This window comes from Roseitalea sp. (genome assembly GCF_984466335.1).
Genome location: NZ_CFIFWG010000125.1, coordinates 1 through 9594, shown reverse-complemented (window position 1 = coordinate 9594; position 9594 = coordinate 1). Strand labels below are relative to the sequence as shown.

Sequence of the window (9594 nt, the reverse complement as noted above, 5' to 3'; positions counted from 1 at the left end):
CCGTCCGGCCGGCGGCAGGCCGATGGCCGCGCGCGCGGCGGCATCGGTGCGCAGCTTGAGGTCGGCGCCGCGATACCGGTCGGCGCCCGCGCCCGCCAGCCAGACGATGGCGCGGCCGATCCATTCGGGCGGCGCGTGGGCGGCCGGGTCCATCTGCGACACCGGGTTGATGCCCGATGCCTTGATGTCGACCTGCATCCGCGTGGCCACCGTTCCCGGACTGAGGCCCACCGAGCGGATGCCCGCCCCGCCATATTCGTCGTCCACCGCCCGCGTCAGCATCAGGACCGCCGCCTTGGAGGCGCAATAGTGGCTCCAGCCCTCCATCGGCCCGTAGGCCGCGCCCGAGGACATGTTGACGATCGTGCCGTGGCCCTGCTTCTCCATGATCGGCAGGACCGCGCGGATGGCGTGATAGACGCCCTTGACGTTGACATCGATCACAGCGTTCCAGGCTTCAGGATCCGAATCCGAAAGTCGGGCTATCGGATTGATAATCCCGGCATTGTTGACGAGCAGATCGACCGTTCCGAAGGCGCCGGCCGCCCGTTCGACCAGCGCGGCGACCGCTGCATGGTCCGCAACGTCGCAGGCGAACGCGATCGCCTCGCCGCCAGTGCCGGCGATCTCGGCGGCGATCCGCTCGATGTCGACCGTGGACCGCGCGGCCAGCACCACCTTCATGCCCGCTTTGGCCAGTTCGCGCGCGGCGGCCTCGCCGATGCCGCGCGATGCGCCCGTGACGATGGCGATCCTGCCGTTCAAGTCTGCCATGGCGGCCTCCGTTTCAACCGCCGCTCAATGGCACACACGCCGATCGGGCGAAAGGGCGGCAAGGCTCTTCGGCGACCCCAAGGGGTGACGCAAGGCCATGTCAGACCAGTTCGACGTCGACCACGCCGGGCACGGCCTTGATGGCGCTGGCGAGGGGACCAGAGACGGCATACTGGCCCGGCAACTCGATCTCCACCTCGCCGGCACCGTCCGGCTTGATGACGATCAGCGAGACCGGGCTCGGCCCCTTCTGGCGCAACTGGCCGGCCACCGACCGGGCGGGGGAGGCATCGCGCATGAAGACGCGCAGCAGGTGGGCGGCATCGGCGCCCTCATGCTCGTCGAGCGCGCTGAGCGAGGTCAATGTCAACGAAATGGAATCGTCGTCGCGCTGGCGGACCGTGACGGTCAGCACGAAGCTCTTGCCGGCCTCGGCCAGCTCGGCATATTTGTCGAGCATCTCCGAGAACATGACCACCTCATACTGGCCCGTTGGGTCCGACAGGGTCAAAATGCCCATCTTGTTGCCGGTGCGGGTGCGGCGCACCTGCCTGGCGGCCACCGTGCCGGCCAGCCGGCCGGCCGTGGCACCGCCCCTGATGGCGCCGGCGAACGCCGCATAGGTCTGGACGCGCATCTTTTCGAGGATCGGCTGATAGGCGTCGAGCGGATGCGCCGAGAAGTAAAAGCCGATCGCCCGCAACTCGCGCATCAGCCGGTCGGCGTCCGACCAGTGGGCGTCCTCGGGCAGGGACAGGCGTTCGGGCTCGACCGCCTCCACCGCCCCGAAAATGTCGCCCTGCCCGCTCGCCGCCTCCTCGGCGACGCGCTGCGACAGGCCCAGGATGCGGTCGAGCCCCGCCGCAAGCGTCGCGCGCCCATGGCCGAAGCCGTCGAGCGCGCCCGCATCGGTCAGCGCCTCGAACACGCGCCGGCCGACGATCTTCGGATCGATCCGCCGGGCGAAATCCTCAAGGCTCGCAAAACCGCCCTCCGGCCGCACAGCGACAATGTGGTCGACCGCCGCCTCGCCCACGCCCTTGATCGCCGCCAGCGCCCAATAGATTCGGTCGTCGCCGACCTCGAAGACGCGGAACGAGGTCTGCACCGAGGGCGGAACCACCTTGATGCCGAGCCGTTCGGCATCGCGGCGGAAGTCGTTGAGCTTGTCGGTGTTGGCCATGTCGTAGGTCATGGACGCTGCCAGGAACTCGACAGGGAAATGCGCCTTCAGATAGGCGGTCTGGAAGGAGACCATCGCATAGGCGGCCGCGTGCGACTTGTTGAAGCCATAGTCGGCGAACTTGGCGAGCAGATCGAAGATGAAATCGGCCTGCGGCTTGGAAACGCCGCGCTCGACGGCGCCCTCGACGAACCGCACCCGCTGCTTGTCCATCTCGGCGCGGATCTTCTTGCCCATGGCGCGGCGCAGAAGGTCCGCCTCGCCGAGCGAATAGCCGGCCAGGAGCTGGGCGATCTCCATCACCTGTTCCTGATAGACGATCACGCCCTGCGTCTCGGCGACCAGATGGTCGATCTTGGCGTGGATGGACGCGATCTCCTCATCGCCGTGCTTGCGGGCGTTGTAGGTGGGGATGTTGTCCATCGGTCCGGGCCGGTAAAGGGCGACCAGGGCGATGATGTCCTCGATCCGGTCGGGCTTCATGCCCAGGAGCGCCTTGCGCATGCCCGGACTTTCCACCTGGAAGATGCCGACCGTTTCGCCGCGCCCCATCATCGCGTAGGTCGGCCCGTCGTCGAGCGGCAGCGCGGCCAGGTCCACCGCCTCGCCGCGCCGGGCGATCAGCCGGGCGGCCATGTCGAGCACGGTCAGCGTCTTCAGGCCGAGAAAGTCGAACTTGACCAGGCCCGCACCCTCGACCCACTTCATGTTGAACTGGGTGACCGGCATGTCCGAACGCGGATCGCGGTAGAGCGGCACGAGCTGCGACAGCGGCCGGTCGCCGATCACGATGCCCGCCGCATGGGTGGAGGCGTGGCGGTAGAGCCCTTCGAGCTTGAGCGCCATGTCCAGCAGGCGGCCGACGATCGGCTCGCGCTCGCGTTCCTCGGCGAACTTGGCCTCGCCCGCGATCGCGTCGGCCAGCTTGGTGGGATTTGCGGGATTGTTCGGCACCAGCTTGCACAGCCGGTCGACCTGGCCGTACGGCATCTCCAGCACACGGCCGACATCGCGCAGCACCGCCCGCGCCTGCAACGTGCCGAAGGTGATGATCTGGGCGACCTGGTCGCGGCCATACTTGTCCTGGACGTAGCGGATCACCTCGTCGCGGCGGTCCTGGCAGAAGTCGATGTCGAAATCGGGCATCGACACGCGATCGGGATTGAGGAAGCGCTCGAACAGCAGCGAAAAGCGCAAGGGATCGATGTCGGTGATCGTCAGCGCCCAGGCGACCAGCGAGCCCGCGCCGGAGCCGCGCCCCGGCCCGACGGGGATGTTCTGCGCCTTGGCCCACTTGATGAAGTCGGCGACGATCAGGAAGTAGCCCGGGAACTTCATGCCCTCGATGATCGAAAGCTCGTGGTCGAGCCGCCAGTCGTAATCGGCGCGCGCATAGCCGTCGGCCATCCCCTGCCGGTCAAGGCGCGCATCGAGCCCCTCGACCGCCTGACGGCGCAGCTCGTCCGCCTCGGCCCGTTCGGCCTGCTCGGGCGTCGCGCCCTCGGGCAAGGCGGCAAAACGGGGCAGGATCGGCTCGATCTTGCGCGGAAACCAGGAGCAGCGGCGCGCGATCTCCACCGTGTTGGCGGTCGCCTCGGGCAGATCGGAAAACAGCGTGATCATGTCCGCGGCGGGCTTGAGCCAATGGTCGGCGGTGAGCCGGCGGCGATCGTCCATCGACAGGAGCGCGCCCTCGGCAATGGCGATCAGCGCGTCATGGGCCTCAAAGTCGTCGGCGGACAGGAAGAAGGCCTGGTTGGTCGCGACCAGCGGCAGCCGGTGCCCGTAGGCAAGGTGCACCATGCGCGATTCCAGCGCGCGGTCCCAGTCGCCATGCCGCTGCAATTCGACATAGAGCCGGTCGCCGAACATCGCCGAGAGCGCGGCGAGCCTGCCCTCGGCGGTCCCGGCGTGACCGTCGGCAAGGGCGGCGCCGATCGGACCGTGCGGTCCGCCGGTCAGGCAGATCAGGCCGTCGGCGCGCTCGGCGATCCAGCCGTCATGGAGCCGGACGGCATCGACATCGACCTCGTCCAGATAGGCGCGGCTGACCAGTTCGACGAGATTGCGGTAGCCGGCCTCGTTGGCCGCAAGAAGGACGACGGACGCATCGCCCTGGCGGCTTCTGCCGACCCGCGCCACCGGCTGTTCACCTTCCGCCTCGCCGTGAAAGCACAACGGGATCTGGCAGCCGATGACAGGCTGGACGCCGGCGCTCGACGCCTTCTGCGCGAATTCGAGGGCGCCGAACAGGTTCGATGTGTCGGTCACCGCGATCGCCGGGGCACCGCACCTTTTCGCCCAGCCGACGATCCCGTCGAGCTTGAGCGCGCCCTCCAGCAGCGAGTAGGCCGAATGCACGCGCAGGTGCACAAAGCCGGGATCGATCAGCGCGGGAGCCGTCCCACCGCCGGTTCCCGTCGCGACATCGCTCCTTGATGCTTGTCCGGCCAAGGCGGATCTCCCAATCCCAGGCGATCCATCATCATCGGACTCACCGCCGCGACCGCCGCCCGCATCGTCGTTTCATCCAGCGCGCAAGTCCAGCCGTCCGGCGCGACAATCCACGACGATCGCGGCCCGCTCACAGATAACCGATCATCAGGGCGAGGGTCGCCACGAAGGTCGCGATCGAGAAGAAGGCTGCAAAATCCTGCGCCAGTTCCGTCATCTTTCCACTCCCGTTCATCTATATTCTATATATGTTCTTTTTTTGTTTCCATGTCAAACGAGAAAACCACGCACCGGGATGCCCTTGGGAAAAAGGTGAACAAAGTATGAATATCCTGTCCGCGCGACGGCGGCGCCCAAGCGTCAGGCGGCGGCTCGGAACGGCACGATCCGTCCATCGGCCATGGTCACGATGCGGTCCATGCGGCGGGCGAGCTCGTGATTGTGGGTGGCGAACAGGGCCGCAAGGCCCGACTGGCGCACCAGCGCCTCCAGCGCCTCGAACACATAGGAGGCGGTGTCCGGATCGAGATTGCCGGTCGGCTCGTCGGCGAGCAGCACGAGCGGCGCGTTCGCGACCGCGCGGGCGATGGCGACGCGCTGCTGTTCGCCGCCCGACAGTTCGGCCGGCCGGTGCGCGGCGCGCGGGCCGATGCGCATATAGTCGAGCAGTTCGCGCGCGCGGCTCTCGGCCTCGTGCCGGGCGAGGCCGCCGATCATCTGCGGGATCATCACGTTCTCAAGCGCCGAGAACTCGGGCAGCAAATGGTGAAACTGGTAGACATAGCCGATGTCGTTGCGACGCCGGGCGGTGCGCTCGCGGTCGCCGAGCGACCCGCAGGGCCGGCCGGACAGGTAGACCTCGCCCGCATCGGGCCGCTCCAGAAGGCCGGCGGCGTGCAGCAGCGTCGACTTGCCCGCACCCGACGGAGCGACCAGCGCCACCATCTCTCCGGGCTGAAGCGACAGATCGGCGCCACGCAGCACGTCGAGCCGGCGGTCCGCCTCCCGATAGGTGCGTTCGACCGCCTCAAGCCGCAGGACCGGGTCGGTCATCACTCATACCTCAGCGCTTCGACCGGATCGAGGCGCGCGGCCCGGCGCGCGGGCACGATGGCGGCCAGGAACGACAGGGTCAGCGACAGGACGACCACCGCGATCGTCTCGCCGGGGTCCATCCGGGCGGGAATCTCGCTCAGAAAGCGGATCGTCGGATCCCATATCTCGGCGCCCGACACCCAGTTCATCAGGCGCTGAATGGCCCTTATGTTCCAGCACACCAGGACGCCGAGCGCCACGCCGGCGGCGGTGCCGACGACGCCGACGCCGGTGCCGGCCATGATGAAGATGCGCAGGATCGCCGACTGGCTGGCGCCCATCGTGCGCAGGATCGCGATGCCCCTGCCCTTTTCCTTGACCAGCATGATCAGGCTGGAAACGATGTTCAGCGAGGCGACGAGCACCACGATCGACAAGATCAGGAACATGGCGTTGCGCTCGATGACAAGCGCGGAGAAGAAGGCCGCGTTGCGCTGGCGCCAGTCGATCATGAACATGGGCCGGTCGGCCGCCTGCTCGATCAGCGGTCTGTAGCGGTCGACCGCGTCGGGATCGTCGACGAACACCTCGATCAGTTGGGCGACGCCCTGGGAATTGAAGTAAAGCTGCGCCTCCTTAAACGGCATGAAGATGATCGAGGCGTCATATTCGCTCATGCCCATCTCGAAGATGGCCGCGACCGGATAGGACTTGACGCGCGGCGTCGTGCCGAACGGGGTCACGTCGCCCTCGGGCGAGACCAGCGTGATCCGGTCGCCGGCGATCAGACCCAGATTGCGCGCCATGCGACTGCCGACAAGGACACCCTCGCCGGCGAGGAAGCCGACCGGCGAGCCCTCGGTGATGTTGCCGGAGATCGCCGGCAGGCCGTCGAGATCGCCGGCGCGCACGCCGCGCACGAGCGCGCCGGTGCCCGCGCCGACATTGCCGGAGGCCAGCACCTGCCCCTCGATCAGCGGCACGGCGATCGCGACGCCGTCGACGGCGGAAATCCGCGCGGCCACCGCGTCATAATCGTCGAGCGGGCGCTCGACGGGCTGGACGATGACATGGCCGTTCAGCCCGAGAACGCGATCGAGCAGTTCGGCGCGAAAGCCGTTCATGACCGCCATGACGATGATCAGGGCGGCCACGCCGAGCGTTACGCCGATCAGCGAGATGACGGTGACGATCGAGACCGCCGCCTCCTTGCGGCGCGGGCGCAGATAGCGCCAGGCGATCATCCGTTCGAAGGCCGAAAACGGCCCGGCCGCGCGGTCCTTGCGCCCCGCGGCGGCGGTTCCGGCCGTGCCGGCGGCATGCGCGTCCACCGGTTCAGGCTCCCGCGATCCGCGCCAGGGCGGCGTCGAGATCCAGTTCGTGCTTTTCACCGGTCGCGCGGTGCTTGAGTTCGACCAGGCCGGCCTTGACCCCGCGCGGACCGACGACGATCTGCCAGGGCAGCCCGATCAGGTCGGCGGTGGCGAACTTGGCGCCCGGCCGCTGGTCGGTGTCGTCGTAGAGCGGATCGATGCCGGCCGACGCCAGCGCCGCATAGGCGCGCCCGGACCAGTCGTCGCAACCGGCATCGCCGGGCTTCATGTTGACGATGACCGCACCGAACGGGGCGACGCTCGGTGGCCAGACAATGCCATCGCCGTCATGGAAAGCCTCGATGATGGCGCCGACGAGACGAGACGGGCCGATCCCGTACGAGCCCATCGACACCGGCACCTGCGTGCCGTCCGGGCCGGCCACGGTGGCGTCCATCGCCTGGGAATATTTGGTGCCGAAGTGGAAGATGTGGCCCACCTCGATGCCGCGCGCGGACACCCGGTCGCCTTCGGGTATCGCCGCCCAGGCGGCCGCGTCATGCATCTCGTCGGTCGCCGCGTAGGGCCTCGTCCACGCCTTGACGATGGCGGTGATGGCGGCATCGTCGCCAAAGTCGACGCCCGCGCCCGGCACGGCCATGTCCATGAACGCGCTGTGGCAAAACACCTCGGATTCGCCCGTATCGGCCAGGATGATGAATTCGTGGCTGAGATCGCCGCCGATCGGCCCGGTGTCGGCGCGCATGGGGATCGATTTCAGGCCCAGGCGCTCGAAGGTGCGCAGATAGGCCACGAACATGCGGTTGTAGGCGGCGCGGGCGCCTTCATGGTCGAGATCGAACGAATAGGCGTCCTTCATCAGGAACTCGCGACCGCGCATCACGCCGAAGCGCGGGCGAACCTCGTCGCGGAACTTCCACTGGATATGATAGAGGTTCAGCGGCAGGTCCCTGTAGGATTTCACGTAGCCGCGGAAGATGTCGGTGACCATCTCCTCATTGGTCGGCCCGTACAGCATGTCGCGCCCGTGCCGGTCGGCGATGCGCAGCATCTCCTGGCCGTAATCGTCGTAGCGGCCGCTCTCGCGCCATAATTGCGCCGGCTGGATCGTCGGCATCAATATCTCGATGGCGCCGGCCCGCTCCTGTTCCTCGCGCACGATCCGGTTGACCCTTTCGAGCACCTTCTTGCCCAGGGGCAGCCAGGAATAGATGCCGGCGGCCTGCTGGCGGATCATGCCGGCGCGCAGCATCATGCGGTGCGAGACGATCTCGGCTTCCTTGGGGTTTTCCTTGAGGATGGGCAGAAAATAGCGGGACAGGCGCATGGGCAAACCAGTTGGGAGGGGCCGCGGAATCACGTCTGCAACGGCCGGAACGCGGCCCTTCTAGAGCTTTTCATGCCTTTATGGAACCGGCTGTGTTTTGCGGTCGGCGCGATGATCCGGCAGGAGGAACACCGCCCGGCCCGCGCCGAATGGAACGAGCCACGGTCATTCATGCCACAAAATTCAAAAGTCAGCCGCGATTTACGGGTGACAAGCGCGATCGGCATTGCTACCGTCATCGATACGCTGCGGTCGGCATGCCGATGGCAGCACCGGAACGGGTCAAAGTCTCGGGAGGAACTGGGTTTTCCGGCGCTCGACGAGCCGCCGCTTCCGAAGGAAGAACGGAAAATCACCCGTTTCGAAATGGCAGGGCTTCGGTCCTGCCATTTTCTTTGGCGCTGCCCTTTGCTTCGGTCTTGCCATTTGCTTCGGTCTTGCAATTTCTTCGGGCACGGCCGCGCCGCTTCAATCGGCCGGGCCGCGGTTCGGCACCACGGGGGGCACGTCGTCGACGCTGAACCCCATCACGACCGTCAGCCAATAAAAAATGGCAAAGACCAAAACGGCGATCGCCGTCGTCAACAGCAGCTTGAAGCCGATGCGCGGGGCAACGGGCGCGCCGGCCTCGGTGCCGGGCTCGATATGGCCGTCCTCAAGTTGCGAGCGCACGCCGAACGGCAGCACGGTGAACAGCACCACCCACCAGATGATGAAGAAGACGGCGAACCCCGACAGCCAGCCCATCAGGCCGGCACCTCTTCAAGTTCGATCAGCGTGCCGTCGAAATCCTTGGGGTGCAGGAACAGGACGGGGTTGCCATGCGCGCCGGTCTTGGGCTCGCCGTCTCCGAGAACGCGCATTCCACGCGCCCTGAGCCGGTCGCGGGCATCGATGATGTCGCCGACCTCATAGCACATGTGGTGTATGCCGCCGGCGGGATTGCGGCCGAGGAAAGCGGCGATCGGCGAAGCCTCGCCCAGCGGTTCGAGCAGTTCGGTCTTGGTGTTGCCCAGCTCCACGAAGACGACCGTGACGCCATGGTCGGGAAGGGCCTGCGGCTCGGAAACACGCGCGCCGAGCGTGTCGCGGTATTTCAAGGCCGCCGAGGCCAGGTCCGGCACGGCGATGGCGACATGGTTCAAACGTCCGATCATCGGCTCCTCCTACACCCGATCGACCAGCACGGTCACGAGCGGCTTTTTGCCCCAGGCGTTGCGGGCGGCGGCGCGCACGGCCCGCCCGACGGCCTCCTCGACCAGGTCGAGATCCTTGCGCCGCGACCGCGGCATGCTCTCGACAGCGCCCACGGCCGCCTCGAACATGATGTCCTCAAGGTCCTCGCCATTTGCGTCGACGCGGACGGTGCCGACCGCAACGAGCTGCGGTTCGCGGGCGATCTCGTGCCGGCGGTCGAGGATGATCGAGACCGCCACGTGGCCGGCGAAGGACAGCCGCCGGCGGTCGGCCACCCCGACCGCGTCATC

7 protein-coding genes and 1 pseudogene are annotated in these 9594 nt (G+C 67.2%); all 8 read right to left on the bottom strand.

Annotation, left to right across the window (positions count from 1 at the left end; genetic code table 11):
• Positions 1 to 774: SDR family oxidoreductase (locus tag AC5E6L_RS11470; protein ID WP_491773404.1), on the bottom strand; the 774-nt coding region annotated here is incomplete at its 3' end.
• A gap of 100 nt (positions 775 to 874) precedes the next feature.
• Positions 875 to 4411 (bottom strand): DNA polymerase III subunit alpha, encoded by a 3537-nt coding sequence (gene dnaE / locus AC5E6L_RS11465; protein ID WP_491773402.1) that lies wholly within the window; start codon positions 4409 to 4411, stop codon positions 875 to 877.
• 360 nt (positions 4412 to 4771) lie between these two features.
• On the bottom strand, positions 4772 to 5464 hold the full coding sequence (locus AC5E6L_RS11460) for an ABC transporter ATP-binding protein (RefSeq protein WP_491773400.1): 693 nt from the start codon (positions 5462 to 5464) through the stop codon (positions 4772 to 4774).
• Entirely contained in the window at positions 5464 to 6690 is a 1227-nt protein-coding gene (locus AC5E6L_RS11455) for a lipoprotein-releasing ABC transporter permease subunit (protein WP_491773406.1), read from the bottom strand. Before AC5E6L_RS11455 ends, AC5E6L_RS11460 begins: the two co-directional genes overlap by 1 nt.
• A 91-nt stretch (positions 6691 to 6781) precedes the next feature.
• Positions 6782 to 8107 (bottom strand): proline--tRNA ligase, encoded by a 1326-nt coding sequence (gene proS / locus AC5E6L_RS11450; RefSeq protein WP_491773398.1) that lies wholly within the window; start codon positions 8105 to 8107, stop codon positions 6782 to 6784.
• 468 nt (positions 8108 to 8575) lie between these two features.
• Entirely contained in the window at positions 8576 to 8854 is a 279-nt protein-coding gene (locus AC5E6L_RS11445; protein WP_491228597.1) for a DUF1467 family protein, read from the bottom strand.
• Positions 8854 to 9264 (bottom strand): methylmalonyl-CoA epimerase, encoded by a 411-nt coding sequence (gene mce, locus AC5E6L_RS11440; RefSeq protein ID WP_491228598.1) that lies wholly within the window; start codon positions 9262 to 9264, stop codon positions 8854 to 8856. The genes AC5E6L_RS11445 and mce overlap by 1 nt, the downstream gene beginning before the upstream one ends.
• Before the next feature lie 9 nt (positions 9265 to 9273).
• A pseudogene (locus AC5E6L_RS11435) lies at positions 9274 to 9594 on the bottom strand (MBL fold metallo-hydrolase); the annotation flags it as partial.